Annotated in this window: 24 protein-coding genes; 13 read left to right on the forward strand and 11 right to left on the reverse strand. The window is 56.7% G+C overall.

Annotation, left to right across the window (positions count from 1 at the left end; all coding sequences use genetic code 11):
* Positions 1 to 106: 106 nt before the first annotated feature.
* The 5 genes from LA04_RS01305 to LA04_RS01325 all read right to left on the reverse strand — a co-directional run bounded on the left by LA04_RS01305 (position 107) and on the right by LA04_RS01325 (position 6,596).
* Complete coding sequence (locus LA04_RS01305) at positions 107 to 1,177, reverse strand: ABC transporter ATP-binding protein (protein ID WP_047650210.1); 1,071 nt, start codon at positions 1,175 to 1,177, stop codon at positions 107 to 109.
* Positions 1,170 to 2,939 (reverse strand): ABC transporter permease, encoded by a 1,770-nt coding sequence (locus tag LA04_RS01310; protein ID WP_047650211.1) that lies wholly within the window; start codon positions 2,937 to 2,939, stop codon positions 1,170 to 1,172. Before LA04_RS01310 ends, LA04_RS01305 begins: the two co-directional genes overlap by 8 nt.
* Before the next feature lie 80 nt (positions 2,940 to 3,019).
* The gene (locus tag LA04_RS01315) at positions 3,020 to 4,108 is read right to left on the reverse strand and encodes an ABC transporter substrate-binding protein (protein WP_045355601.1); all 1,089 of its coding nucleotides are present in this window, start codon (positions 4,106 to 4,108) and stop codon (positions 3,020 to 3,022) included.
* 168 nt (positions 4,109 to 4,276) lie between these two features.
* Positions 4,277 to 4,972, reverse strand: coding sequence for a response regulator (locus LA04_RS01320; protein ID WP_047650212.1), 696 nt, complete (start codon positions 4,970 to 4,972; stop codon positions 4,277 to 4,279).
* Positions 4,956 to 6,596 carry an ATP-binding protein gene (locus LA04_RS01325; RefSeq protein ID WP_047650213.1) on the reverse strand — a complete coding sequence of 547 codons (1,641 nt, stop codon included), beginning with the start codon at positions 6,594 to 6,596 and terminating at the stop codon, positions 4,956 to 4,958. Before LA04_RS01325 ends, LA04_RS01320 begins: the two co-directional genes overlap by 17 nt.
* 301 nt (positions 6,597 to 6,897) lie before the next feature.
* On the opposite strand from LA04_RS01325, the gene yjdI reads away from it, so the two are divergent.
* Together yjdI and LA04_RS01335 are read left to right on the forward strand one after the other, a co-directional pair.
* On the forward strand, positions 6,898 to 7,128 hold the full coding sequence (gene yjdI, locus LA04_RS01330) for a 4Fe-4S mono-cluster protein YjdI (RefSeq protein WP_047650214.1): 231 nt from the start codon (positions 6,898 to 6,900) through the stop codon (positions 7,126 to 7,128).
* Between the two features lie 10 nt (positions 7,129 to 7,138).
* Positions 7,139 to 7,411 (forward strand): GNAT family N-acetyltransferase, encoded by a 273-nt coding sequence (locus LA04_RS01335; RefSeq protein WP_008499687.1) that lies wholly within the window; start codon positions 7,139 to 7,141, stop codon positions 7,409 to 7,411.
* Between the two features lie 27 nt (positions 7,412 to 7,438).
* On the opposite strand, the gene LA04_RS01340 is transcribed toward LA04_RS01335, so the two are convergent.
* On the reverse strand, positions 7,439 to 8,050 hold the full coding sequence (locus tag LA04_RS01340) for a LysE family translocator (RefSeq protein ID WP_047650215.1): 612 nt from the start codon (positions 8,048 to 8,050) through the stop codon (positions 7,439 to 7,441).
* Between the two features lie 115 nt (positions 8,051 to 8,165).
* On the opposite strand from LA04_RS01340, the gene LA04_RS01345 reads away from it, so the two are divergent.
* Entirely contained in the window at positions 8,166 to 8,636 is a 471-nt protein-coding gene (locus tag LA04_RS01345; RefSeq protein WP_023309067.1) for an Lrp/AsnC family transcriptional regulator, read from the forward strand.
* A gap of 37 nt (positions 8,637 to 8,673) precedes the next feature.
* Here LA04_RS01345 and LA04_RS01350 read toward each other — a convergent pair whose 3' ends face one another.
* Both LA04_RS01350 and LA04_RS01355 read right to left on the reverse strand, forming a co-directional pair.
* Positions 8,674 to 9,903 (reverse strand): amino acid permease, encoded by a 1,230-nt coding sequence (locus tag LA04_RS01350; RefSeq protein WP_047650216.1) that lies wholly within the window; start codon positions 9,901 to 9,903, stop codon positions 8,674 to 8,676.
* 119 nt (positions 9,904 to 10,022) lie between these two features.
* A complete protein-coding gene (locus tag LA04_RS01355) occupies positions 10,023 to 10,484 on the reverse strand; it encodes a multidrug/biocide efflux PACE transporter (RefSeq protein WP_023333288.1) in 462 nt (153 codons plus the stop codon).
* Positions 10,485 to 10,589: 105 nt separating this feature from the next.
* Between LA04_RS01355 and LA04_RS01360 the strand changes: the two genes are divergently transcribed.
* From LA04_RS01360 to LA04_RS01385, 6 genes are all read left to right on the forward strand, one after another.
* Complete coding sequence (locus LA04_RS01360) at positions 10,590 to 11,456, forward strand: LysR family transcriptional regulator (protein ID WP_047650217.1); 867 nt, start codon at positions 10,590 to 10,592, stop codon at positions 11,454 to 11,456.
* Between the two features lie 93 nt (positions 11,457 to 11,549).
* Positions 11,550 to 12,728 (forward strand): acetyl-CoA C-acetyltransferase, encoded by a 1,179-nt coding sequence (locus LA04_RS01365; RefSeq protein WP_047650218.1) that lies wholly within the window; start codon positions 11,550 to 11,552, stop codon positions 12,726 to 12,728.
* Positions 12,729 to 12,963: 235 nt separating this feature from the next.
* The gene (kduI, locus tag LA04_RS01370; protein ID WP_047650219.1) at positions 12,964 to 13,800 is read left to right on the forward strand and encodes a 5-dehydro-4-deoxy-D-glucuronate isomerase; all 837 of its coding nucleotides are present in this window, start codon (positions 12,964 to 12,966) and stop codon (positions 13,798 to 13,800) included.
* A gap of 63 nt (positions 13,801 to 13,863) precedes the next feature.
* Positions 13,864 to 14,625, forward strand: a complete 762-nt coding sequence (kduD, locus tag LA04_RS01375) for a 2-dehydro-3-deoxy-D-gluconate 5-dehydrogenase KduD (protein ID WP_047650220.1) — start codon at positions 13,864 to 13,866, stop codon at positions 14,623 to 14,625.
* Positions 14,626 to 14,938: 313 nt separating this feature from the next.
* Positions 14,939 to 16,354, forward strand: a complete 1,416-nt coding sequence (araE, locus tag LA04_RS01380; RefSeq protein WP_047650221.1) for an arabinose-proton symporter AraE — start codon at positions 14,939 to 14,941, stop codon at positions 16,352 to 16,354.
* Positions 16,355 to 16,485: 131 nt separating this feature from the next.
* Positions 16,486 to 17,178: an aspartate/glutamate racemase gene (locus LA04_RS01385; RefSeq protein ID WP_047650222.1), complete on the forward strand. Its 693-nt coding sequence runs from the start codon at positions 16,486 to 16,488 to the stop codon at positions 17,176 to 17,178.
* Here the strand turns inward: LA04_RS01385 and LA04_RS01390 are convergent.
* Complete coding sequence (locus LA04_RS01390) at positions 17,173 to 18,099, reverse strand: LysR family transcriptional regulator (RefSeq protein WP_047650223.1); 927 nt, start codon at positions 18,097 to 18,099, stop codon at positions 17,173 to 17,175. The genes LA04_RS01385 and LA04_RS01390 overlap by 6 nt on opposite strands.
* Positions 18,100 to 18,220: 121 nt before the next feature.
* Between LA04_RS01390 and lysA the strand changes: the two genes are divergently transcribed.
* A complete protein-coding gene (gene lysA, locus LA04_RS01395; RefSeq protein ID WP_047650224.1) occupies positions 18,221 to 19,483 on the forward strand; it encodes a diaminopimelate decarboxylase in 1,263 nt (420 codons plus the stop codon).
* On the opposite strand, the gene LA04_RS01400 is transcribed toward lysA, so the two are convergent.
* Positions 19,453 to 20,490 carry a LacI family DNA-binding transcriptional regulator gene (locus tag LA04_RS01400; RefSeq protein ID WP_033146449.1) on the reverse strand — a complete coding sequence of 346 codons (1,038 nt, stop codon included), beginning with the start codon at positions 20,488 to 20,490 and terminating at the stop codon, positions 19,453 to 19,455. The two genes, lysA and LA04_RS01400, sit on opposite strands and share 31 nt — an antisense overlap.
* Before the next feature lie 229 nt (positions 20,491 to 20,719).
* On the opposite strand from LA04_RS01400, the gene LA04_RS01405 reads away from it, so the two are divergent.
* Complete coding sequence (locus tag LA04_RS01405; RefSeq protein ID WP_033146583.1) at positions 20,720 to 21,196, forward strand: GNAT family N-acetyltransferase; 477 nt, start codon at positions 20,720 to 20,722, stop codon at positions 21,194 to 21,196.
* On the opposite strand, the gene galR is transcribed toward LA04_RS01405, so the two are convergent.
* On the reverse strand, positions 21,157 to 22,173 hold the full coding sequence (galR, locus tag LA04_RS01410) for an HTH-type transcriptional regulator GalR (RefSeq protein ID WP_047650225.1): 1,017 nt from the start codon (positions 22,171 to 22,173) through the stop codon (positions 21,157 to 21,159). The genes LA04_RS01405 and galR overlap by 40 nt on opposite strands.
* 425 nt (positions 22,174 to 22,598) lie before the next feature.
* On the opposite strand from galR, the gene aas reads away from it, so the two are divergent.
* Together aas and lplT are read left to right on the forward strand one after the other, a co-directional pair.
* Entirely contained in the window at positions 22,599 to 24,758 is a 2,160-nt protein-coding gene (gene aas, locus LA04_RS01415; RefSeq protein WP_047650226.1) for a bifunctional acyl-ACP--phospholipid O-acyltransferase/long-chain-fatty-acid--ACP ligase, read from the forward strand.
* A complete protein-coding gene (gene lplT / locus LA04_RS01420) occupies positions 24,751 to 25,944 on the forward strand; it encodes a lysophospholipid transporter LplT (RefSeq protein ID WP_047650227.1) in 1,194 nt (397 codons plus the stop codon). Before aas ends, lplT begins: the two co-directional genes overlap by 8 nt.
* Position 25,945: the final 1 nt, after the last annotated feature.

The raw sequence follows: 25,945 nt of genomic DNA on the forward strand, positions 1-25,945 counted from the left end.
GTTGACATCGGAAAAGTATCATCAATTAGATATTTGAGAGCTAGATTGCATGCTCTCACCCTGTAAAAGCAAAAAGGCTGCATCCCGCAGCCTTTTCCTCTCACATTCACCCTTTCGGGAACACCCAAACATGCTTCTCCGGCAGCGAAAGATGGCAGTGCTGCGGATCCCGAACCTCATGCCCATACGCGCGGATGACAAAATCATCCCCCACCGTGCGGAACAGGTACTCCCAGCGGTCGCCGAGATACATGCTGGTGAGCAGCGGCAGCTCAAGCTGATTTTCCCCTGGCCCCTCGACTACCGCCACGCGCTCGACGCGGATCACCGCCGTCGCTTCTTCACCGCTCTGCACCCCTTCACCGGCCTGACCCCACAGCAACCAGCCTTTTCCTTCGATACGCGCTTTGCCGTCGCGCACTTCGGTGACCTTGCCGTGCAGGCGATTGTTGCTGCCCATAAACTCGGCGGTAAACAGCGTTTTCGGCGAGCCGTACATCTCCTGCGGTGTGCCCTGTTGCTCAATTTTGCCGTTGTTGAGCAGCAGGATACGGTCGGAAATGGACATCGCTTCGTTCTGGTCGTGCGTCACCATCAGTGCCGATAGCCCGAGCTTGATAATCAACTCGCGCAGGAACACGCGGGCCTCTTCGCGCAGCTTGGCGTCGAGGTTGGAAAGCGGCTCGTCCAGCAAAATTACCGGCGGGTTGTACACCAGCGCCCGGCCAATCGCCACGCGCTGCTGCTGCCCGCCGGAGAGCTGGTGCGGGTGACGTTTGCCAAGATGGCCCAGACCAAGCTGGTCCAGCACGTCCTGCACGCGCTGCTGGATCTCTTTGGCCGGGACTTTGCGCAGCTTGAGCGGATAGGCCACGTTCTCAAACACGGTTTTGTGCGGCCACAGGGCATAGGACTGGAATACCAGCCCCAGGTTACGCTCTTCCGCCGGGACCTCGCTGCGCGGCGTGCCGTCGTAAACCTTATTGTTGCCAATAACAATCGACCCCTGGGTCGGTTTTTCCAGACCCGCGACGGCGCGCAGCAGGGTGGTTTTACCGCTGCCGGAGGGGCCTAACAGGGAGACCACTTCGCCGCGCTTCAGGTTCATGGAGACACCTTTTAAAACAGGATTGTCGCCGTAGGTTAAGTGCAGATCGTCAACCGCTAATTCAATCATGTATTTTCACTCCGAAACGAAGGGCAATGCCCAGACCTACCACGACCAGCAGGATGTTAATGAAAGAGAGCGCCGCCACGATATCGATGGCACCCGCGGCCCAGAGGGAAACCAGCATCGAGCCGATGGTTTCCGTGCCGGGTGAAAGCAGGTACACACCCGTTGAATATTCGCGCTCAAAGATCAGGAACATCAGCAGCCACGAACCGATAAGACCGTAGCGGGAGAGCGGTATGGTGACGTGGCGGGTGATCTGCCCGCGCGTCGCCCCGGTGCTACGCGCCGCTTCCTCAAGCTCCGGCCCCACCTGCAGCAGCGTGGAAGAGATGAGCCTTAGCCCGTAAGCCATCCACACCACGGTATAGGCCAGCCAGACGCTGAAAATGGTGCTGCGCAGCGAACGCAGCCAGACGATGACGTTTTCGCGCATCCAGTCGGTCCAGGCGAACCCGGAAAGCCAGCCGGATTTCAGCGAGTTATCGAGCCACATCGGCAGGAACAGGAACACCCACAGGAACGCCAGACCCGCCAGCAGGCCAGGCACGGCGCGAGGCACCAGCACGCTGTAGTCCAGAAAACGCGTGGTGTTGTCCGGCTTGCGGTGCATGGCAATGCCGACAAACAGGTAGCACACCACGGCCAGCGCGCCGCCAATGACGCCAATCGCCATGGAGTTGACGATGGCGCGCAGCAGGTTGGGCTGCGCCCAGATTGTGCGGAAGGTGTTCAGAGAAAGCTCGTCCCACAGCGAAACGCCCACGCCCCAGTTGGAGATAAACGCGCGCAATACCACGCCGAGCAGCGGAACGCCGATGGTGACGGTGAGCCAGAAGGCAATCACTCCGCCAGCCACCCAGCGCCATTTACCCAGCGGCAGCGCGCGGGCCTGCGAGGCTTTGCCCTTCATGGTGACGAAGCGGTTGGCGGTGCGCATCAGGCGACGCTGGAGCATCACCAGCGGGATGGTGATGCAGATCAGCACCACGGCAACCGCCGCCATCAGGTTATAGGATGGGGTGCCCATCTTGTTCGTCAGCTTATAGAGATAGGTCGCCAGCACCATGTTGCCTTCCGGGTCGCCGAGGACCAGCATCAGGCCGAACACTTCCAGCCCGAGGAAGAACAGCAGCACCGTGGCGTACAGAATGGACGGGCGCACCATCGGCAGGCTGACGGAGGTCATCACCTGCCAGGGCGACGCGCCCGCGGTGCGCGCGGCTTCTTCCACATCAGAGCTCACGCTGCGCAGCGCTGACGAGATATACAGATAGGCGTGCGGGACGTGCGTCAGGCCGGCAATGACCACGATGCTCGACATGTCGTAGATATTCCACGGCACAAAGCCAATCAGCGCCTGAGCCCACTGGGAGAGAAAGCCCACCGGACCGGCGGCCACCACGTAGCCAAAGCCCAGCACCATCGGTGAAACGAAGATCGGGACCAGGATCAGCGGCTCAATCAGCCGGCGGCCGGGCAGGTCGGTACGCACCATCAGAAACGCCAGCACGCCGCCCAGCGGGATGGAGATAAAGACCAGCCCGAAAGCAAGAATAAAGCCGCTTTTCAGGGCCTTATAAAAATCAGGGTCGGTGAAAATAAACTCAAACGATTCAAAGCTCCACTCTTTTGACGGCGAAAAGAACGGGGCGGACAGGAAGCTCTGTATCACGATAAACGACAGCGGGGTGTAGATAACCAGGGCGGTTATCAGCACGACGATGCCTCGCGGCAGGCTTTGCCACTTTCTGCGTAATGTATTCATGGGGTATCCCTGGTGTTGCAGCCCAGAAAAACGAACTCAGTCGATAAGGGAGCGCGGCGGCCTGCGCCGCGCTCAGACGCTTATTTACCGGCGGCGGTACGCCACTCTTTGATGTACTCCAGGCGTTTTTTCGGCTGCAGGTATTCCAGCAGCGTTTCATCAACCGGAATTGGCTTCAGCGCGTTGCCGAGGATTTTGGTCAGGCCGTCGATATCATTTTTCCCTTCGATATCGTTACGAATGGAGGGAATATCCGCCTGACTGGCCAGAATACTTTGCCCTTGCTCAGACAGCACATAGTCAAGCCACAGCTTCGCGGCGTTGCTGTTTTGCGATTGCTGGCTGATGAACGACACGCGCGACAGCACCAGGGTATAATCTTTTGGATAGGAGATGCCGAGCGACGGATCGTTCTTCGCACGCGCTTCCGCGTAGGAACCGAGGATGTTGAAGCCGATCAGGTTTTCACCGGAGGAGACGCGCTCCATCATGGTGCCGGTAGAGGACTGCACCGATAAGCCCCCTTTGGCGACGTCGGCCAGGGTTTTGAAGTAATTAGGATCGGCGTTGTGATCCTGAACCGAGAGCATAAAGCCCAGACCCGATTTTTCGATGTCGTAGGTGGTGACTTTGCCCTTGAATTTGTCCGTCTGGCTGGCAATCAGCTTCGCCAGCGCGGCGTGAGAATCCGGCACGTCGCCGGCCGGGATCAGGCGCTTGTTGTAGATGAAGACCACCGGCTCATAGGTAGTGCCATAAGCCTTATCTTTCCAGACCGCCCATTTCGGCAGCTGGCTTTGCTCCGGCGATTTATACTCCATGGCGTAGTCGGTGGCGAGCTTCAGGCCGGTGTCCATAGAGGAGCTCCAGACCACGTCGCCGCTCACCCCACCGGAGGCCTGTTCGCTGATAAAACGGTTGTACAGCTCGGTGCTGTTCATGTCGTTGTATTCAACTTTAATGCCCGGGTAGGTTTTTTCGAAGCCCTGGATCAGCGGCCCGGCGGCCTTGATGTCGGTGGTGGAGTAAATAACAACCTTGCCCTCTTTCGTTGCGGCATCAACAACTTTTTGATACTCAGCAGGATAGCCCTGCGGCAGGGCAGAAAGTGCAGAAGCAGAGAACAATACAGTAGCGGTAAGCAGAGAAATTCGGAACGTGTTCGACATTATAGTTAACCTTTTAGTTACATTTGAGGAACTAATTGTCAACATAGCGTAAAGCGCGCCTCCTACAATAGGGAGGCGAGGGCAATGATTCCGAAGTGTGATTGTCGCCGTCGTTTCAGCAATTAACACCATAAAATCCGCGAACGTTAGCCAACGAACGGTTGCGGATCATGGTTTATCGGGCGCTTTGCGGTATAACCTGCGCGGATGACCAATATTGCCGTACAGCATTTCAATGCTGATTAACCCGCTCTCCACGCAGTATTCAAGGTAGCGACGCCCCGTGGTTTTGCTGATCCCCACGCTTTCCACCACCTCTTCAACCGACATCGCGGTGTCGGGATACTCGGCGAACAGGCATTTAATCCGTTCCAGCGTCTGGGGTTCAATGCCCTTCGTCGACGGCGTAATGGAGGCTTCCGCGGCGGGAAGATTAAACAGGCGATCCAGCGCATGCTGGTCGACCACCTTCACCTGCTGCACGGTGTGGATGAAGCGCATAAACCGTTCCAGCGAGGCGTGCAGGCGCTGGAAAAAGACGGGCTTAATCAGGTAGTCAAACGCGCCGCTGCGCATGGCGTGGCTGCAGGTCTGCATATCGCTGGCGGCGGTGATGAAGATCACCGAGCATTCATAGCTTTTCAGCAGCGGATTATCGATGAGCTCCACGCCTTTACCGTCCGGGAGATAGTTGTCCAGCAGGATCAGCCGCGGCTGATGCTGACGAATCAGGCTGCATGCCTGCTCAATCGACGCGGCGATGCCCACCACGCGCAAATGAAAATTCTGCTCAATATACTCGCGATGCAGCTCCGCCAGGTGCGGCTCATCTTCAACGATCACAACGTCAAGTGGTCGGGTCATGCTTTTGTCCATTCGGGATAAACACAGAAAAAATAGTGCCCTGCGGGGTGTTGTCGGCAATCTCAATGCTGCCGCCGACCTTGTCGATATATCCTGCCACCAGGAACAGGCCGATACCGTGCTCGGTACCCACAATGTCGTTTTCGCTGTTCGGCTTACTGCTGAATCCCTGGCGGAAAATGTGCGGCTTCAACGCATCGTCCACCCCGCAGCCCCGGTCAGCCACCTCGATCAGCAGCTCCTGGTTACGATCAGAAATGTAGAGCTCTACCGGCGCGTGAACCGGGGCGTTGAGGGTCGCCTCCACGGCGTTGTCCAGCAGGTTACCAATAATGGACATCAGCTCCGTTTCACTCAGCGCGGCAGGCATGCGGGTGAGCTGGCAGGCGGGGTCAAACAGCAGCTCGATGCCTTTTTCGCGCGCGCTGACGTATTTTCCGAGCAGCAGCCCGCACAGCGCCGGGGAGACAAAATGGGCTGAGACAAAGTCCAGCACGCGCTGCGCACCTTCTGACTGTATCTGAATGTAGCGGATCGCCTCGTCATAGTGCTTCATCTGCAGCAGCCCCACCAGCGTGGCGGTCCAGTTCAGCTGTTCGTGGCGCATAATGCGCAGGTTATCCGCATAGCGTTTGATCTGGCTGAGCTGGCTGCTGAGCGTGTTGATGTCATTTTTGTCGCGAAAGCTGTACACCCAACCGCTTTCAACGCCCGGTTCGACCTCAATCGCTACCCGGTTGACGATCACCTCGCGCTGGTTCAGCACCGCAATCTGGTCATGGCTGCCGCTGCTTACCGAGGCGTAGCGCTGGGATAAAAAGCCCGGCGCCGTCTGCAGAATGTCTTCCAGCGGTTTACCGATAAGCTCTTTCTCACTTTGCCGAATATCCAGCATTTCGCGTGCCGCGCGGTTAATTAAAATCAGCTGCTTCTCGCCATTAACGGCAAATACGCCTTCGTACATGGCTTCTAATAGCGCGCGCTGCTGCAAAACCAGCTGAGCGATATCTTTCGGCTCCAGCCGGAACATCTGTTTTTTTAAATTGCGGGTAAACAGCCAGGAGAAAATAAACAGCAGCAGCAGAAGCGCTGCGCCGTAAAGCCCGGCCTGCCAGAGAATGCGGGCGTTAATATTGGCAATATACGACGTCAGATAGCCGACCGAGACAATGCCAATCACCTGGTGCTGCGCGTTAAAAATCGGCGCTTTGCTGCGCAGTGAAACCCCAATTCCGCCCTGACGTACGGAAATAATGGTTTTGCCCTTTAACACCTCCGCATTATCCCCGCCGATCATCGGTAAATTAATCCGCTCCGGGGACTCCGAATGATAGAGGTGCTGCTCCTCGGTATCGCCAATCACAATGTAGCTGGCATCGCTTTCGGCGCGCAGCGGCTGAATTAAGCGGGCTATTCCCGGAATATCCCTGGCCGCAACCATTGCCGCCAGACCCGGCATCAGCGCGATCTGGCTGGCCTGAACCCGGGCGCGCTGGCCGAGATCGTGATGAAGCTGACGGTCAATAAAATGAAACAGGATTGTCCCCAGCAGACCTAACAGCAGGCAGGAGAAGCACACCAGCGCTAAAAACAGCTTTACCTGAAAAGAGAGTCTGCGTTTCATTCAACCTGCGGAAGTTATGTAAAAGTGACATTTGCCGAGCCTGACATGGGCCAATAGCGGACGCAATCTGGCGAGAAAAGAGTTGTGACCTGGCTTTTCGTTTTCGGCGTTATACCCTAAATAATTCGAGTTGCGGGAAGGCGGCAAGGGAACGAATCCCCGGGAGCGTACATAAGTACGTGACTGGGGTGAGTGAGTGCAGCCAACGCACCTGCAGCTTGAAGTATGACGGGTATATAGCCATCAGGATCCCGTAAGGCTATGCTTCATTCAGCACGATAATAATTACAGAGGCAATGTCATGGATAAAGAACTACTGGATGCGGGTTACCGGGCCTATACCGGCGAGAAAATTGACGTTTACTTCAATACCGGGATCTGCAAACACTCAGGTAACTGCGTGCGTGGCAGCGCTAAGCTGTTTAATCTGAAACGTAAGCCGTGGATCATTCCCGATGAAGTGGACATTGAAACGGTTGTACGCGTAATTGATACCTGCCCGAGCGGTGCGCTGAAGTATCGCCAAAAATAAGCGAGGAACCATGGATATTCTGGAAGGCCATAACAAGTTTTACGTCAATGATGCGAACGGCAACCAGGTTGCGGAGATTGTCTTCGTGCCGACCGGCGAGCACCTGAGCATTATCGAGCACACCGACGTGGATGAGAGCCTGAAAGGGCAGGGCGTCGGTAAACAGCTGGTGGCGAAAGTGGTGGAGAAGATGCGCGGTGAGAACCGCAAAATTATCCCGCTGTGCCCGTTCGCGAAGCATGAGTTTGATAAAACGCGGGAATATGACGATATTCGGGCGTAAATAACACCGGCGATGGCCGGTGTTTTTTTATCTTACCTGCTCAAACAGCAATACCATCGCGATCAGCACCATTATCCCTCCCGACGCCCTGCTCACCAGACGCGCTGCCTGTGGCCGGGTCGCCAGTACCGCTTTCGAACCATACCCCACCAGCATATAGACCAGCGTACAGGTGATAAGGTGCATCACGCCAAGCGCGGACATCTGCATCGCTATCGACCAGCTTCCGGTCGGGTCGGTAAACTGCGGAAGCAGCGCCAAAAACAGCAAAAAAACTTTCGGGTTAAGGCCGCTAATGCAGAGCCCTTTCACCGCCCACTGTTTCCAGTTTCCCGCGTGGTGGCTGGCCTTTTCCGGGGCGGCCGGATGACGCAGCAACGTTATGCCAAGCCACAGGAGATACGCGGCCCCCGCGACGGTCAGCCCGGTTAACGCCATCGGGTGTTGAGCAATCACTACGCCCACGCCTGCCACCACAATCAGCGTGGCTAACAGATGCCCGGACATTAACCCCATCACCGCCGGTACCACGCGTCGCCCGTTAATCCCGGCGCTAATGGCGTAGGCCCAGTCGGCGCCCGGCGTCATGATAAGCAGAAAAGAAACCACCCAAAAGCCGGCCACAATACTCATTTCCATCGTCCTGAAGACTCCCGCAGTGCGTCAAACGTTGAGAAAAAGAATATCGCTAACCCTGCGAAATAGGCTTTCAATGTTATGCTCATAACACCGTGAAAATGAGAAAATCTTCCACATGGATAGCATCGATCGAAAAATTCTTGCTGAGCTGCAGTCTGATGGCCGTTTATCCCTTACCGAGCTGGCGGAAAGAGTGAATCTGAGCCTCTCGCCGTGCCATCGCCGCGTGCGGGCGCTGGAGCAAAGCGGGGCGATAACGGGATACCGTGCCAGCCTCGACCCCGCCAAAATGGGATTCAACTTCCTGGCGATAGTGTTTGCGACGCTGAAGGAGGGTGACAGAAAGGCGGTTAGCGCGTTTGAAGCGGCGGTGGAGGAAATTCCGCAGATCGTGCTGGCACAGCGTCTGTTTGGCGATCCCGATTATCTGATGCACGTCGTGACCCGCGACCTCTCCGCTTTCCAGAAGCTCTATGACGAGAAGCTCTCCGCCATGCCCGGCGTGCAGCATCTTCGATCTACGCTTGTCATGAAAACGGTCGTGCAGGACAGGCCTTTTCCACTGGAATCCGCAGGGCGAGACTGAGAGTCATGCCCGGCAGAACGCCGGGCATGAAAGGGAGTTAGCCGACAAACATCACCGACACGCACAGCACGCCGACGATCAGCGTCAGCAGGTTGCCAATCGAGCGGTACTGTTTCAGGGAGGGGATCAGATACGTCGACAGCGTCGGCATGATAAACAGGATCATGGCGATAAGCGGGCCGCTGATGGCGTAAATCATCGAAATGGCGTTCGGGTTAATGCAGCAGACGGCAAAGGTGATTAACGACACCCCCATAATGGAAATCGCGCGGTTAAAGGCGCGGCTCTTTTTCACGCCCACCTGATTGAGCGACGACTTCACGATCTCCGTCGCCCCTTCAATCACCCCAAAATAGGTGCCGAGGAACGATTTCGACATCGCAATAATCGCCACGATAATCCCGGAAATGCCCAGCCACGCCGGTGAAGAAGGCATCATCGACAGCGCGGACAGGATCGTTACCCCTTGCTCTTTGGCGGCCACAATGTACGACGGCGGAATTGAGAGCAGGCAGCTGAAGACAAAGAACAGCACGCTCAGGCAGATGATCAGGTACGCCACCTTCATGATTTTCTTGCATTTATCCATGGCACCGTCGGCAAACTTCTCGCGACGGTCAACGGCAAACGTTGAGATAATCGGGGTATGGCTGAAAGCAAACACCATCACCGGAATCGAAATCCAGACCTGGTGCAGCGTATGGCGATCGAACGCCATCTGGCTGGTCAACAGCGAGGGTTGCCAGCTTCCGGTCAGATAGAGCGAGACAAACAGAAAATAGGCAATCAGCGGAAACACCAGGAAGCCCATCACTTTTATCGTGATATGGCGCCCCATCAGGAAGATCAGATTCAGGACCAGCACCACCCCCAGGCTGACCAGCACGCGAACGGCGGTATCCACCGTCAGGTGTTTCGCCAGCTGCTCGGTTAACGAGTTGGTGATGGCCACCGCATAAATCTGCACCACCACAAAGAAGGCGATGAAATAGAGCGTGGTGATCAGGTTGCCAATCTTCCTGCCGTAGTAGTGCGAAACGGCGCCGGTGATCCCTTCGTTGCCTTTTGTTTTCGACGACAGAATAAATTGCGCCAGCGCTTTATGCGGCCAGTAGGTTAAGGGGTAGGCCACGAGGGCGGTAATAAACAGGACGATAGCGCCTGCGGATCCCAGCTGAATGGGTAAAAACAGCGTCCCTGCACCCACGGCAGTGCCGTAGAGAGCGAAACTCCAGAGAGTCTCATCTTTTGACCAAATTTTCGACATTAGAGCAACGTATCAACTATCAAACCATCGGAATGGAGTGCAATTTACCATAGTTATGCACGGAGAGCGCAGTTGCTTCGAAGGAGTTTGGCCGGAACGGGCGTCCGGCCAGAGGCTGTTTAGCCTGCCAGGGCGCGCCGTTGCTGGCGACGCTTAAGAAATTTCTCGCGAAGGCAATCGTATGCCCAGTTATAGAACATGGTGTACGGCAGGAAGAACAGGAAGAAACCTATTTCCAGCGTGAATGCCTGAAGCAGGGTAACGCCCAGCACGGCGGCGACAATCGACACGCCAATCACGATAAACCCGCATTCGAACCCCAGCGCATGCAGCGCACGCACTTTTGCGGTACGTTTGACGCGCTGAACGGGCCAGAAACGGTCGAAGCCGAAGTTATAAATAATGTTCCACAGCATGGCGGTGGTGGCCAGAATAATGGTCAGCCCACCCATCTCCACCACGGAACGCTGCATGAGCCACGCCGCCGTAGGGGCGAGGATCGCCGTCGCAATCCCTTCAAAACAGACAGCATGAAAGATCCGCTCCGGCAGTTTACGTTGGAGTGCATCCTGATGTTGCATAGTCATAGACCTCATTAATTCGCCGGTATGGGCGTTGATGTGGCCTATTTTCATCGCTAAAGCTGATATATTAAAGATGGTATCCATCGCTAAAGTAGATAGGTTATGCGCTATTCACCCGAAGCCCTTAAGGCGTTTGTCGAGACCGTTGCGGCGGGCTCTTTTTCCGCTGCCGCGCGAAGGCTGCGTAAAAGCCAGTCGACGATCAGTACGTCGATTGCCAATCTTGAAGCCGATCTGGGTTTCGAGCTGTTTGACCGCTCGGCGCGCCAGCCGGTGTTAACGGTGCAGGGAGAACAGGTGCTGGGCTACGTGCAGGCCATCCTGGCCGCCAGCACGCGGCTGGATGAGCTGGCGGTGTCGCTAACGGCGCAAACGGAGGCGCGTTTGACGTTTGTCCTTTCCGATACTCTTAACCCGGACGTGCTGGAAGAGATGATGAAACAGTTTGATGCGCGTTTTCCCCATACGGAATTCGAATGTCTGATTGGTGAGGAGGAGGACGTGATCGATCTGCTGCAAAAGGAGCGAGCGCAGATTGGCCTGACGGAAGCGCGAGACAGTTACCCTACGGATATTGGCGTCACCCGGTTGCCGATGCAGACCCGCATGGCGATCTACGTCGCGACCACGCATCCGCTGGCCGGACAACATGACGTTCAGCATGATGAGCTGCACGGCTGGCGGGAGCTGCGGCTCAGCACCTATCTTGAGCGCGAGGCTGAGATCGCGCGCGGGCCCGTCTGGTCAGCGCCGAATTACCTGTTACTCTTGAGTATGGCGGTACAGGGATTTGGCTGGTGCGTGCTGCCGTGCGCGCTGGTGGATGAATTTGCCGCCGCGAAATCCCTGGTACAGCTCAATGTTCCCGGCTGGCCGCGGGCGATCGGCATCGATCTGCTGTGGAATAAACGATCCCCTCCCGGCGTTGCCGGAAGCTGGCTGCGGCAGTATCTGCAGGATGCGCGCTGATCCTTGTGATTAAACTCACTATTTTTAAACAATTAAGATAATTGCCAGTAACAATCCTCTACTATCGTCATGTCATTTAACACAGAGGTCGTGATGAAAGATGTCGTAATAGTGGGTGCGTTGCGTACAGCTATCGGCTGTTTTCAGGGATCGCTCGCGCGTCACTCGGCGGTAGACCTGGGCAGCGTAGTGGTAAAAGCGCTGGTGGAACGCAGCGGGATTGCAGCACATGAAGTTGATGAGGTGATCCTGGGACAGGTCCTCACGGCCGGTGCCGGGCAAAACCCTGCGCGTCAGGCGGCGCTGAAGGGCGGGCTGCCCAATACCGTTTCGGCCATCACCATCAACGACGTCTGCGGTTCAGGATTAAAAGCGCTGCATCTCGCGACGCAAGCCATTCAGTGTGGTGAAGCGGATGTGATCATCGCGGGCGGGCAGGAAAATATGAGCCGCGCGCCGCACGTGTTGACCGACAGCCGGACCGGCGCACAGCTGGGCAACAGTCAGCTGCTCGACAGCCTGGTGCATGACGGGCTGTGGGATGCGTTCAATGACTATCATATGGGCGTGACGGCGGAAAACCTGGCGCGCGAGTACGGCATCAGCCGTGAGGTGCAGGATGCCTATGCGCTAAGCTCGCAGCAAAAAGCGCGCGCGGCGATTGATTCCGGTCGTTTTCGCGACGAAATTGTCCCGGTCAGCACGCAGCGTCAGAGCGGCGAGCGCATCCTCGTTGATACCGATGAACAGCCCCGCACCGACGCCAGTGCCGAAGGCCTGGCGAGACTGAACCCCGCGTTTGAAATGCAGGGCTCGGTGACGGCGGGAAATGCCTCTTCCATTAACGACGGCGCTGCCGCCGTGATGATGATGAGCGAAAGCAAAGCCCTTGAACTCGATCTTCCCGTCCTGGCCCGCATTAAAGCATTCGCCAGCGTAGGGGTTGATCCTGCGTTAATGGGGATCGCACCGGTCTACGCGACCCGCCGCTGTCTGGAGCGCGCGGGATGGCAGCTTTCGGATGTGGATCTGATCGAAGTGAACGAAGCCTATGCCGCGCAGGCGATCTCCGTCGGAAAAATGCTGGAGTGGGATCCTCTGCGGGTCAACGTTAACGGCGGCGCGATCGCGCTGGGTCATCCTATCGGTGCGTCCGGCTGCCGGATCCTGGTTTCGCTGGTCCACGAAATGAAGAAGCGTAATGCCCGCAAAGGGATTGCCACGCTCTGTATAGGCGGCGGGCAAGGGGTGGCGCTGGCCATCGAACGCTAACATCTCCTTATTGAAAATGACCTCCTTCGGGAGGTTTTTTTTCGCCTTCTTTTTCTCCCAGCGGCTTAAATGTGATCCGAACATCATTTTCGTTATAAACAAAAATAAAAATGAAACGTTGTTTTAAATATAATTGAAAAGCCCACTTTATGCCGATAGTATGTGCTTATTATGAAAAACGGAACGTTGTTTCGTTTATTTCCGCCTTAGGGCATGACCACATCTGGAGGTTACCGTGGACGTCAGAGAAAGCATCCACAGTGCGCACGCCAAAACGCTGGATACTCAGGGGCTGCGCAATGCATTTTTAGTCGAGCAGGTATTCGAGGCCGACAGGTACACCATGGTTTACAGCCATATCGATCGCATTATTGTGGGCGGGATTATGCCCGTCACGAAAAGCGTCTCCGTGGGCGGTGAGGTCGGTAAACAGCTGGGCGTGAGCTACTTCCTGGAGCGTCGCGAGCTGGGGGTGATTAACATCGGCGGGCCGGGCACCATCACCGTAGATGGAAAGTGCTATGAGATTGGCCATCGTGAGGCGTTGTACGTGGGTAAAGGGGCGAAAGACGTAGACTTTGCCAGCATCGACGGCAGCAGGCCTGCGAAGTTTTACTACAACTGCGCGCCGGCTCACTCCACCTACCCAACCAAAAAAGTGACCACCGCAGACGTCGCTCCCGTGACGCTGGGCGACAACCTCACCAGCAACCGCCGCACCATCAATAAATACTTCGTGCCGGACGTGCTGGAGACCTGTCAGCTCAGCATGGGATTGACCGAGCTGGCACCGGGCAACCTGTGGAACACCATGCCGTGCCATACCCACGAGCGCCGCATGGAAGTCTACTTCTACTTCAATATGGATGAGGACGCCTGCGTGTTCCACATGATGGGACAGCCGCAGGAAACGCGCCATATCGTGATGCACAACGAGCAGGCGGTGATTTCACCGAGCTGGTCCATTCACTCCGGCGTAGGGACGAAAGCCTACACCTTTATCTGGGGAATGGTGGGTGAAAACCAGGTCTTCGATGATATGGACCATGTTGCGGTCAGCGATCTGCGCTAGTCGCGGGCGGTGAAGCATAAACCTGCCTGTGAGTGACAGGCTCTGAAAGAGTAAGGAATAAACATGATTCTGGATGCATTCTCTCTGCAGGGAAAAGTGGCTGTGGTTTCCGGGTGCGACACCGGGCTGGGTCAGGGGATGGCGTTAGGCCTGGCGGAAGCGGGCTGCGATATCGTCGGAATTAATATCGTTGAACCGACTGAAACCATCGAACGCGTGACGGCCCTGGGCCGCCGTTTCCTGAGCCTGACTGCTGACCTGCGTAAAATCGATGCCATTCCTGAACTGCTGGACCGCGCGGTGGCTGAATTCGGACATATCGACATTCTGGTGAACAACGCCGGGCTGATCCGCCGCGAAGACGCCATCAGCTTCAGCGAGCGCGACTGGGACGACGTGATGGATTTGAACATCAAGAGCGTATTTTTCATGTCCCAGGCGGCGGCGAAGCATTTTATTGCGCAGGGGAAAGGCGGCAAAATCATCAATATTGCCTCTATGCTCTCGTTTCAGGGCGGCATCCGCGTGCCGTCGTACACCGCGTCCAAAAGCGCCGTAATGGGCGTGACCCGCCTGCTGGCAAACGAATGGGCGAAACATAACATCAACGTGAATGCGATTGCGCCGGGCTACATGGCGACGAACAACACGCAGCAGCTGCGTGCGGACGAGCAGCGTAGCGCGGAAATCCTCGACCGCATTCCGGCGGGACGCTGGGGGCTGCCGAGCGATCTAATGGGGCCGATTGTCTTCCTGGCCTCCTCCGCATCGGATTACATCAACGGCTACACCGTGGCTGTAGACGGTGGCTGGCTGGCGCGTTAATTCCACCCGTATTAAGAACCTCTGCCTGTGGGCGGAGGTTTTTTTTGCGCAATAATTGGCTTAGTCCATATCGATAAAGATGAAAAATCCATACTAAAAAATCACAAATGACGGTAATCACACTTTTATTGCTTAAATATTAACTGATTAGTAAAAATGCGTGATTATTCGCCACGAGTTGAAATTGTAATGTCCATCACAGAACCGTATGCCGTAGCGGAATAATCCATAACTTCGCGATTTCCGGCCTGACACTTTTCCTCGCTTTCTCGTAATTTCAGTTAACGAATTTTGCTGTTGAGGCAGGAAAAATATGACATCGATAAATGACTCTACCCTAATGCCCGCTGCGCTGCGCGATACTCGCCGCATGAACCAGTTTGTCTCCATTGCCGCCGCCGTGGCGGGCCTGTTATTTGGACTGGATATCGGCGTCATTGCCGGCGCGTTACCGTTTATTACCGATCACTTTACCCTCAGCAGTCGCCTGCAGGAGTGGGTGGTGAGCAGCATGATGCTCGGCGCGGCCATTGGCGCGCTGTTCAACGGCTGGCTGTCGTTCCGTCTGGGGCGCAAATACAGCCTGATGGTCGGGGCGATTCTGTTCGTTGCCGGCTCCATTGGCTCGGCGTTTGCCGCTAACGTTGAAATCCTGCTGCTCTCCCGCGTGCTGCTGGGCGTGGCGGTGGGGATTGCGTCCTACACCGCGCCGCTTTATCTTTCCGAAATGGCGAGCGAAAACGTGCGTGGCAAGATGATCAGCATGTATCAGCTGATGGTCACGCTGGGTATTGTGCTGGCGTTCCTGTCTGATACCTACTTCAGCTACAGCGGCAACTGGCGCGCGATGCTGGGCGTGCTGGCCTTACCGGCGCTGGTGCTGATCATCCTGGTGATTTTCCTGCCAAACAGCCCGCGCTGGCTGGCGCAAAAAGGGCGTCACGTGGAGGCGGAAGAGGTTCTGCGCATGCTGCGCGATACTTCGGAAAAAGCGCGCGAAGAGCTGAACGAAATCCGCGAAAGCCTGAAGTTAAAGCAGGGCGGCTGGGCGCTGTTTAAGATCAACCGCAACGTGCGCCGCGCGGTCTTCCTCGGCATGCTGCTGCAGGCGATGCAGCAGTTCACCGGCATGAACATCATCATGTACTACGCGCCGCGCATTTTCAAAATGGCCGGGTTTACCACTACGGAACAGCAGATGATCGCGACTCTGGTGGTCGGGCTGACCTTCATGTTCGCCACCTTTATTGCGGTATTCACCGTGGACAAAGCCGGCCGTAAACCGGCGCTGAAAATTGGCTTCAGCGTGATGGCGCTCGGCACGCTGATTCTCGGCTACTGCCTGATGCAGTTTGATAACGGCACGGCCTCAAGCGGGCTTTCCTGGCTTTCTGTCGGGATGACCATGATGTGTATCGCAGGTTACGCGATGAGCGCCGCGCCCGTGGTGTGGATCCTGTGCTCCGAAATTCAGCCGCTCAAATGCCGTGACTTTGGCATCACCTGTTCCACGACCACCAACTGGGTGTCGAACATGATCATCGGCGCGACGTTCCTGACGCTGCTGGACGCGATTAGCGCAGCGGGAACCTTCTGGCTCTATACTGTGCTGAACGTAGCGTTTATTGGCGTCACGTTCTGGCTGATCCCGGAAACCAAAGGCGTGACGCTGGAACACATCGAGCGCAAGCTGATGGCTGGCGAGAAACTGCGGAACATCGGTGTGTGATTGTATTGCCTGTTTACGTATCCTAACGTATGCAGAAGCTAACCGATTTTTGTTTAAAAAGGCGCTGAATAAAGCGCCTTTTTTTATGTACTTCGGTTGTGTTACAAAAGGAACAAAGATAAGGAGGGATGATGAAAACGATCGGCCTGTTAGGTGGAATGAGCTGGGAATCGACAATCCCTTATTACCGCCTGATTAATGAAGGGGTAAAGCAGCGTCTTGGCGGTCTGCACTCCGCCAGCCTGCTGCTGCACAGCGTTGATTTCCATGAAATCGAAGCCTGCCAGTCGAGCGGTGAGTGGGATAAAGCCGGGGAGATCCTGGCCCAGGCGGCGCTGGGGCTGGAGCGCGCCGGCGCCGAGGGTATCGTGCTTTGTACCAATACCATGCACAAAGTGGCGTCGCATATTGAGGACCGCTGCGCGCTGCCGTTTCTGCATATCGCGGACGCAACCGGGCGTGCGATTGCGGCATCCGGGATGCGCCGCGTAGCCCTGCTGGGCACACGCTACACCATGGAACAGGATTTTTATCGCGGGCGTTTGCACAGTGAATTTGGGATCGAGAGCCTGATCCCGGATGAAGAAGATCGGGCGCGCATCAATCAGATTATCTTTGACGAGCTCTGCCTCGGTACCTTCAGCGAATCTTCCCGGGCGTATTACTTCAGCGTAATTGAAAAGCTGGCGCAGCAGGGGGCTGAAGGGGTGATCTTCGGCTGCACCGAGATTGGCCTGCTGGTGCCGGCCGATCGAAGCCCTGTCCCGGTATTTGATACCACCGCCATCCATGCCGCGGATGCCGTGGCGTTTATGCTGTCATAACGGGTTTTGCAGGTCAGGTAAGCGAAGCGCCACCTGACGCGCATGCTCCATTAAGTGTTCGGTGAAAGCGTCCACCAGCGCGGAAGCCGGACGGTGCAGCGGGCGGATCAGGCTCACGGTGAACGGGACGGAAACGCTAAAGCGGCGGATGACGATCCCGCTTCCGGCATAGTCCAGCGCCGTGAGCGGATTCACCACCGCGACGCCGACGCCCGCACGCACCATCGCGCAAATCGAAGCCGCGCTGTGCGTTTCCACCACCATTCGCCGTTTGACCTGATGCTCGGCAAATAGCGTATCCAGCAGCTGTCTGTAACTGTCGGTCTGCGACAGGCTAATGTAGTTTTCCCCGTGGAAATCCTCTGGCGTGAGCACCGCCTTACCGGCAAGCGGATGCCCGGCGGGCAGAACGCACACTTCATCTAACGAGATCAGCTCCGTGCGCGCCGTTCCCGCCGGTGTGGAAAGGGTTTCGGTTAGCCCTAAATCATGGCGCTGGGCCGAAAGCCACTCTTCAAGCAGAGGTGATTCCTGAGGCACGATAGTGAGGCTGACCTCCGGGTAACGGGCCAGAAAGGGCTGCAGCAGCATCGGCAAAAAGGATTGCGAAAAGACGGGCAGGCAGACGATCGACAGCTCGCCCTGGCGAAACTCGCGCAGGCTTTCCGCAGCACTCACTATTCTGTCCAGTCCGTACCAGGAGCGCTGAACTTCCTCGAACAGGCGTAACCCCTGCACCGTCGGGTGAAGCCTGCCCCGGGTACGCTCGAACAGCTTCAGCCCCAGCACTTTCTCGAAGCGGGCCAGTTCGCGGCTCACCGTCGGCTGCGAGGTATGCAGCATCTGTGCGGCTTCGGTGAGATTGCCGGTGGTCATCACGGCATGAAAAATTTCGATGTGGCGCAAATTGACGGCGGGCATAGGGCACCTGAAAGCAGAGAACTGTGCATATCATTTTTGCATAGACTCGCGATAAAACGATATTTTTTATTCTCTTTGCGCTGTGGCGTAATCATCAAAACGCATTTATCCGGAGAAGACCATGCCACGCCCGCTGAACCAGACTGATACCGATTTGAACGCCGACAACCTGCTGCGCCTGCCTGCCGAATTTGGCTGTCCGGTGTGGGTCTACGACGCGCAGATTGTCCGCGAGAAGATCGCCGCCCTGCATCAGTTTGACGTGGTGCGTTTTGCCCAGAAGGCATGCTCCAATATTCATATTCTGCGCCTGATGCGTGAGCAGGGCGTGAAGGTGGATTCCGTCTCGCTTGGCGAAATCGAGCGTGCGCTGGCGGCCGGATTCGATCCGAAAGCCGACGGCGACGCGATCGTCTTCACCGCCGATGTGATCGACGATGCGACGCTTGCGCGCGTCCATGAACTGCAGATCCCGGTGAACGCCGGTTCTGTGGATATGCTGGAGCAGCTGGGGCAGGTTTCTCCCGGCCACCGCGTCTGGCTGCGCGTGAATCCGGGCTTTGGTCATGGTCACAGCCAAAAAACCAATACCGGCGGCGAAAACAGCAAGCACGGGATCTGGTATGCCGATATGCCTGCCGCGCTGGAGGTATTACAGCGCTACGGCCTGAAGCTGGTAGGGATTCATATGCATATTGGCTCTGGCGTGGATTACGGCCACCTGGAGCAGGTGTGCGGCGCGATGGTGCGCCAGGTTATCGACTTCGGCCAGGATCTTGAGGCGATCTCAGCCGGCGGCGGTCTCTCTATTCCTTATCGCGAAGGCGAAGAGGCGATCGATACCGATCACTATTACGGTCTGTGGAGCGCCGCGCGTGACCAAATCGCCGCGCATCTTGGCCACGCGGTGAAGCTGGAAATTGAGCCGGGTCGTTTCCTGGTCGCGGAAGCCGGCGTGCTGGTTTCACAGGTGCGCAGCGTGAAAGAGATGGGGTCTCGCCACTTCGTATTGATTGACGCAGGTTTTAACGACCTGATGCGTCCGTCCATGTACGGCAGCTATCACCACATTACCGCCCTGGCCGCCGACGGCCGTGATTTAACGCAGGCGCCGCGCGTTGAGACGGTCGTTGCGGGCCCGCTGTGCGAATCGGGTGACGTTTTTACCCAGCAGGAAGGCGGCAAAGTGGAGACCCGCGCGCTGCCAGAGGTCAAACCGGGTGATTATCTTGTGCTGCATGATACCGGTGCCTACGGGGCGTCGATGTCATCTAACTACAACAGCCGCCCGCTGCTGCCGGAAGTGCTGTTTGATAACGGCAAGGCGCGGCTGATCCGTCGTCGCCAGACCATTCAGGAACTGCTGGCTTTAGAACTCATCTGATGAAAGTACGGCCCCGTTGTGACCGAATCGCGTAACACCAGCGTGCCGGTAAACGGCGGGATGGCATCGACCGGCTGGTTTTTTGCCAGCCGGATCGCCTGATCGATGGCCGTGACAATCATATTGTCGATGGGCAGATAAACCGATGAGAGCGCAGGCTCCAGCCATTTCGCGCTTGGGGCATCGTCAAAGCCGAACAGTGAAATATCCTGCGGAATTTTAAGCCCTGCCTGGTGTAACGCTTTGGACGCACCCAGCGCCATATCGTCGTTACAGGCAAACAAGGCGCTAAACGGCACTCCGTCGGCAATCAACTCCTTGCACAGCTCGTATCCCCGCGTCATTCCCGCATCGCCGTACTTTATCCGACGCTCGTCCAGGCGAATGCCGTGCTTTTCCAGCGCTTTACGGTAGCCCATCAGCCGCGCTTTCCCGGTTGGGGTATGGATCGGAACGGTGATACAGGCGATCTCCCGATGGCCCTGGGCGATCAGGTAATCCACGGCCTTAAACGCGGCATCCTGCTGTTCGAAAAACACGCAGCGATCCGGCGCCTGGCTCACTTCGCGGTTAATGACCACCAGCGGCGTTTTCACGGTATTCATCAGTTTGACGATCGCTTTTTCGCTCATATAGCGCGTGTAAAGCACGATGGCATCGCACTGGCGATCGGCCAGCATCTGCACCGCCTGTTCTTCCTGTTCCGGCGCGTCGTGACCGTCGGTGACGATCAGCTGTTTCCCGTGAGTTTCCGTCTGCCGCGACGCCTGCTGGAGAAGACGACCAAAGTAAAAGCCGTCGAAGGTCGAGACGACCAGGCCAATGCTGTTGCTGGTCTGGTTAGCCAGTGAACGCGCGAGAAAGTTCGGGCGATAGCCCAGCTCTTCCATCGCAGCAAAGACCTGCTGACGCGTACTCTCTTTAACCTGACCTGTGCCGTTCAGCACGCGCGAGACGGTAGCCTTCGACACGCCCGCACGCAGTGAGACATCCAGCATTGTTGCCATTCTACATTCCTGCTTCCACGTAATGATTTGCAGTTTAACACAGACCTCACGGCGTATAAGCGATGCGGGAAGCGCAAAACTTCTGCCACGATCACGCTTTTTGGTCACGATTCGTCTGGTCTGCGTGAAGTAAAACGAAATAGTCTGACTCTGGTAAAATAATCGCCGAACCGAGCTTGGGCGACAGGCCAGCAAATAGATGAAAAAACGCAGGTGAAACGTGAAAAAGATAGCCATCCTCCCGCTTTACCAGGCACCGCACTATGCGGAGCAGGTCACCGACTGGCTCTGGCAGGCCTTTGGCGAAGGGCTTTCTCGGGAATTTTTCCACAGCATTATTGAGCACAGCCAGACGCCGGGAGCATTACCGCTGACCTTTATCGCCGTAGAAGACGAACAGCTTGTTGGTACGGTAGGGCTCTGGCGCTGCGATTTGATCACCCGTCAGGATCTCTTTCCGTGGCTGGCGGCGCTCTACGTTGACGACGCGGCGCGAGGCAAGGGACTGGCAGGAAAGCTACAGCAGCATGTTATTTCCTGGGCCGCGCAGGCGGGATATGAAGAACTGCACCTCTGGTCTGCCTGCCGCGACTTCTACGAACGTTACGGCTGGCAGTATATCGGTGATGGGCTGGAATACCCCAACACGAGGGTTCACCTCTATCGTTATTCGCTCTGCGCTTCCGCAGGTGACGCAACGGAGTGACGGCGAACCAGCGTCGGGCTAAACAGATGCGTAATATCCGGCGGCTGGCGCTGTTCAGCCAGCGCTAGCGCCAGCTCGGCGGCCTGCGTCGCCATGGTGATAATCGGGTAGCGCACGGTGGTCAGACGCGGGCGCACGTAGCGAGAGACCAACACGTCATCGAAGCCAATCAGCGAAATTTCTGCCGGTACCTCAATCCCGTTGTCATTCAGCACCCCCATTGCCCCCGCGGCCATGGAGTCGTTATAGCTGGCAACCGCCGTGAAATTTCGTCCGCGACCCAGCAGTTCGGTCATGGCCTGTTCACCGCCGCTCTCATCCGGTTCACCGTAGGCCACCAGACGATCGTTACACGGCAGACCGTTTTCACGCAGGGCGTCGTAGTAGCCCTGCAGGCGGTCTTCCGCATCAGAAATGGGATGATTGGAACAGAGATAGCCAATTCGGGTATGGCCCTGTTGAATCAGATGACGGGTCGCAAGCCAGGCACCGTAGCGGTCGTCGAGGGCCACACAGCGTTTTTCAAACCCGGGAATAATGCGGTTGATGATCACCATTCCGGGCATCTGCTTCATCAGGTGAATCAACTCGGCATCCGGGATCATTTTGGCGTGAACTACCAGCGCCGCGCAGCGGTGGCGGATCAGCTGTTCAATGGCCTGGCGTTCTTTTTGCTCATTATGATAGCCATTGCCGATCAGCAAAAAATTACCCGTCTGATAAGAGACCTGTTCAACCGCTTTCACCATGGCGCCGAAAAAGGGGTCGGAAACATCACCCACCACCAGCCCAATGGTTTCGGTGGACTGCTGGGCGAGCGCGCGGGCATTGGCATTGGGATGATAGTTAAGGGATTCCATGGCGTTTTGTACCGCCTGGCGCGATGCGTCACTGGCTTTCGGTGAATCGTTAATCACGCGGGAGACGGTTGCCACCGACACGCCTGCCAGACGGGCCACATCCTTTATTGTCGCCATTCATTACCTTCTTATTGGGGGTAAGCGTTTACACACCAAATAGTGTTGCGGAAAAGCGCCGCGCATTCAAGGGGAGCGGATTTTCGCTCTCCACAAACGTGACGCAGGACAACACTGGTAGTGTAATCGTTACACGCGCAGTCATGTCTGAAAAATGTCAATCTGAACCTTTGGTTACACTTTGCCTCAGGCTGTTGCGATTGTCTGATAGCGGGAACGTTAACAGGATTGATACAGTCGAGATCCCAGAGGTATTGATTGGTGAGAATTCTTAGTACGGCTTCGTACTCATCTCTTGCACCAACCTGCGCGGATGCGCAGGTTTTTTTTCGCCTCCACTTTTGCTGTCGCTCCCGTATCACTTCTCGTGTAATCTGCCACCATTTACTATCAACCCTCCACACTGGCTGGCAAAGGGAGTTGAGATGCTATTTGGGTTCTTCCGTACACTCTTCCGTATTCTTTTTCGCATCCGCGTCACTGGCGATGCCCAGGCCCTTCGCGGCGAACGCGTTCTTATCACGCCAAATCATGTTTCCTTTATAGACGGCATTCTGCTGGCGCTATTTTTACCCGTGCGCCCGGTGTTTGCGGTCTATACCTCTATCAGCCAGCAGTGGTACATGCGCTGGCTCACGCCGCTGATTGATTTTGTGCCGCTCGACCCGGCAAAGCCGATGATGATTAAGCATCTGGTGCGTCTGGTTGAGCAGGGGCGTCCGGTGGTGATTTTCCCGGAAGGGCGTATTTCAGTGACCGGTTCGCTGATGAAAATCTACGACGGCGCGGGGTTTGTCGCGGCGAAATCAAAAGCGACCGTGGTACCGCTGCGCATTGAAGGCGCAGAGCTAACGCATTTCAGCCGCCTGAAAGGGTTGATGAAGCAGCGTCTGTTCCCAAAAATCACGCTGCACATTCTGCCGCCAACGTCGTTACCGATGCCGGACGCGCCGCGTGCCCGCGATCGCCGTAAAATCGCCGGGGAAATGCTGCATCAGATTATGATGGAAGCGCGCATGGCCGTGCGCCCGCGCGAAACGCTGTACGAATCTCTGCTTTCCGCGCAGCACCGCTATGGCGCGAAGAAAAACTGCATCGAAGACGTCAACTTTACCCCGGATACCTATCGCAAGCTGCTGACCAAGACCCTGTTTGTGGGCCGCATTCTGGAGAAGTACAGCAAAAAGGGCGAAAAGATTGGCCTGATGCTGCCTAACGCGGGCATCAGCGCGGCGGTGATTTTTGGTGCGGTTTCCCGGGGGCGCATCCCGGCAATGATGAACTACACGGCGGGCGTGAAAGGGTTGACCAGCGCCATCACCGCGGCCCAGATTAATACCGTCTTTACCTCTCGTCAGTTCCTGGACAAAGGCAAGCTCTGGCATCTTCCCGAGCAGCTCACCCAGGTGCGCTGGGTCTTCCTGGAGGACCTGAAAGCGGACGTGACCACCGGCGACAAGCTATGGATTTTTGCTCACCTGCTGATGCCGCGTCTGGCGCAGGTCAAACAGCAGCCGGAAGATGATGCGATTATCCTCTTCACATCAGGATCGGAGGGCAACCCGAAAGGCGTCGTCCACAGCCACAAGAGCATTCTGGCGAACGTTGAGCAGATCAAAAGCATTGCCGACTTTACCGCGAATGACCGTTTTATGTCGGCGCTGCCGCTGTTCCACTCCTTTGGCCTGACGGTGGGACTCTTTACGCCGCTGCTGACCGGCGCAGAAGTGTTCCTCTATCCAAGCCCGCTGCATTACCGCATTGTGCCGGAGCTGGTGTATGACCGAAACTGCACCGTCCTGTTCGGCACCTCAACGTTCCTCGGCAACTACGCGCGTTTCGCCAATCCGTATGACTTCTATCGCGTGCGGTATGTGGTGGCCGGTGCGGAAAAACTGCAGGAGAGCACGCGTCAGATCTGGCAGGACAAGTTTGGCCTGCGCATTCTTGAAGGTTATGGCGTTACCGAGTGTGCGCCCGTGGTCTCGATTAACGTACCGATGGCGGCGAAGCCGGGTACGGTGGGCCGAATTCTGCCGGGGATGGATGCGCGTCTGCTGGCCGTGCCGGGCATTGAGGACGGTGGCCGTCTGCAGCTGAAAGGGCCAAACGTGATGAACGGTTATCTGCGCGTGGAAAACCCAGGCGTGCTTGAGGTGCCAACGGCGGAAAACGTCAACGGTGAGATTGAAACCGGCTGGTACGACACCGGTGATATTGTCCGTTTTGACGAACAAGGCTTTGTACAGATTCAGGGACGCGCGAAGCGCTTCGCCAAAATCGCCGGTGAAATGGTCTCTCTGGAAATGGTTGAGCAGCTGGCGACGGCCGTCTCCGCGGATAAGATGCATGCGACGGTGGTGAAGAGTGATGCCAGCAAAGGCGAGGCGCTGGTGCTGTTTACGACCGACGCTGAGCTTAAGCGCGACAGGTTACTGAGCTATGCGCGCGAACACGGTATTCCTGAACTGGCCGTGCCGCGCGACATTCGCTTCCTGAAGCAGCTCCCGGTGCTGGGTAGCGGGAAGCCCGATTTCGTGACCCTGAAAGGCATGGTTGAAGAGGCGGAACAGCAAAATGCGTGAGTCAGTACACACTAACACATCGCTCAGATCGAAAGGTATGATGGCCGTTATCGCTGCGCAGTTTCTCTCTGCGTTTGGTGATAACGCGCTGCTGTTTGCCACGCTGGCGCTGCTGAAGGCTGAATTTTACCCCGACTGGAGCCAGCCGATCCTGCAGATGGTGTTTGTGGGCGCTTACATTATCTTTGCACCGTTCGTCGGGCAGGTGGCGGACAGCTTCCCCAAAGGCCGGGTGATGATGTTTGCCAACGGTCTCAAGCTGCTGGGTGCCGCCAGCATTTGCTTTGGCTTCAATCCGTTTATTGGTTACACGCTGGTGGGCATTGGCGCTGCCGCTTACTCCCCGGCGAAGTATGGCATTCTCGGAGAGCTGACCACGGGCGATAAGCTGGTGAAAGCCAACGGCCTGATGGAGTCGTCAACCATCGCCGCAATCCTGCTCGGATCCGTCGCGGGCGGCGTACTGGCCGACTGGCATGTCCTGGCGGCACTGCGCATCTGCGCGGTGGTGTATGGCGGGGCAGTTGTGGCGAACCTGTTTATTCCTAAGCTACCTGTGGCTCGTCCGGGGCAATCCTGGCGCTTTAAACCGATGACCGGCAGTTTCTTTACCGCCTGTCGCGTGCTGTGGCGTAACGGAGAAACGCGTTTCTCCCTGATGGGAACCAGTATGTTCTGGGGCGCGGGCGTCACGCTGCGCTTCCTTTTGGTGCTGTGGGTGCCGGTGGCGCTGGGAATTACCGACAACGCGACGCCGACCTATCTTAACGCGATGGTGGCCATCGGCATTGTGGTGGGGGCAGGTGCGGCGGCGAAGCTGGTGACGCTCGAGACGGTCGCACGCTGCATGCCCGCAGGGATCCTGATTGGCGTCGTAGTGCTTATTTTCTCGCTGCAACATGCTTTATTGCCTGCCTATGTCCTCCTCATCCTGATTGGAATTCTGGGCGGTTTCTTCGTGGTGCCGCTGAACGCGTTGCTGCAGGAACGTGGCAAGCAGACCGTCGGGGCGGGGAATGCCATCGCGGTACAAAACCTGGGTGAAAACCTGGCGATGCTGCTAATGCTGGGGCTCTACTCGCTGGCGGTAAAAGTCGGTGTGCCGGTGGTGGGGATTGGCGTCGGGTTTGGTGGGCTATTTGCGCTGGCGATTGCGGGATTGTGGGTTTGGCAGCGTCGGCGTTGAT

The sequence above is a fragment of the Enterobacter sp. UCD-UG_FMILLET genome (genome assembly GCF_000762975.1).
In the GTDB taxonomy this organism is placed as follows: Bacteria; Pseudomonadota; Gammaproteobacteria; order Enterobacterales; family Enterobacteriaceae; genus Enterobacter; species Enterobacter dykesii.

Excerpts from the sequence above, each read along its gene's own strand:
- LA04_RS01305 (WP_047650210.1), bottom strand. The coding sequence starts at position 1,177 with ATGATTGAATTAGCGGTTGACGATCTGCACTTAACCTACGGCGACAAT.
- LA04_RS01310 (WP_047650211.1), bottom strand. The coding sequence starts at position 2,939 with ATGAATACATTACGCAGAAAGTGGCAAAGCCTGCCGCGAGGCATCGTC.
- LA04_RS01315 (WP_045355601.1), bottom strand. The coding sequence starts at position 4,108 with ATGTCGAACACGTTCCGAATTTCTCTGCTTACCGCTACTGTATTGTTC.
- LA04_RS01320 (WP_047650212.1), bottom strand. The coding sequence starts at position 4,972 with ATGACCCGACCACTTGACGTTGTGATCGTTGAAGATGAGCCGCACCTG.
- LA04_RS01325 (WP_047650213.1), bottom strand. The coding sequence starts at position 6,596 with ATGAAACGCAGACTCTCTTTTCAGGTAAAGCTGTTTTTAGCGCTGGTG.
- yjdI (WP_047650214.1), top strand. The coding sequence starts at position 6,898 with ATGGATAAAGAACTACTGGATGCGGGTTACCGGGCCTATACCGGCGAG.
- LA04_RS01335 (WP_008499687.1), top strand. The coding sequence starts at position 7,139 with ATGGATATTCTGGAAGGCCATAACAAGTTTTACGTCAATGATGCGAAC.
- LA04_RS01340 (WP_047650215.1), bottom strand. The coding sequence starts at position 8,050 with ATGGAAATGAGTATTGTGGCCGGCTTTTGGGTGGTTTCTTTTCTGCTT.
- LA04_RS01345 (WP_023309067.1), top strand. The coding sequence starts at position 8,166 with ATGGATAGCATCGATCGAAAAATTCTTGCTGAGCTGCAGTCTGATGGC.
- LA04_RS01350 (WP_047650216.1), bottom strand. The coding sequence starts at position 9,903 with ATGTCGAAAATTTGGTCAAAAGATGAGACTCTCTGGAGTTTCGCTCTC.
- LA04_RS01355 (WP_023333288.1), bottom strand. The coding sequence starts at position 10,484 with ATGCAACATCAGGATGCACTCCAACGTAAACTGCCGGAGCGGATCTTT.
- LA04_RS01360 (WP_047650217.1), top strand. The coding sequence starts at position 10,590 with ATGCGCTATTCACCCGAAGCCCTTAAGGCGTTTGTCGAGACCGTTGCG.
- LA04_RS01365 (WP_047650218.1), top strand. The coding sequence starts at position 11,550 with ATGAAAGATGTCGTAATAGTGGGTGCGTTGCGTACAGCTATCGGCTGT.
- kduD (WP_047650220.1), top strand. The coding sequence starts at position 13,864 with ATGATTCTGGATGCATTCTCTCTGCAGGGAAAAGTGGCTGTGGTTTCC.
- araE (WP_047650221.1), top strand. The coding sequence starts at position 14,939 with ATGACATCGATAAATGACTCTACCCTAATGCCCGCTGCGCTGCGCGAT.
- LA04_RS01385 (WP_047650222.1), top strand. The coding sequence starts at position 16,486 with ATGAAAACGATCGGCCTGTTAGGTGGAATGAGCTGGGAATCGACAATC.
- LA04_RS01390 (WP_047650223.1), bottom strand. The coding sequence starts at position 18,099 with ATGCCCGCCGTCAATTTGCGCCACATCGAAATTTTTCATGCCGTGATG.
- lysA (WP_047650224.1), top strand. The coding sequence starts at position 18,221 with ATGCCACGCCCGCTGAACCAGACTGATACCGATTTGAACGCCGACAAC.
- LA04_RS01400 (WP_033146449.1), bottom strand. The coding sequence starts at position 20,490 with ATGGCAACAATGCTGGATGTCTCACTGCGTGCGGGCGTGTCGAAGGCT.
- galR (WP_047650225.1), bottom strand. The coding sequence starts at position 22,173 with ATGGCGACAATAAAGGATGTGGCCCGTCTGGCAGGCGTGTCGGTGGCA.
- aas (WP_047650226.1), top strand. The coding sequence starts at position 22,599 with ATGCTATTTGGGTTCTTCCGTACACTCTTCCGTATTCTTTTTCGCATC.
- lplT (WP_047650227.1), top strand. The coding sequence starts at position 24,751 with ATGCGTGAGTCAGTACACACTAACACATCGCTCAGATCGAAAGGTATG.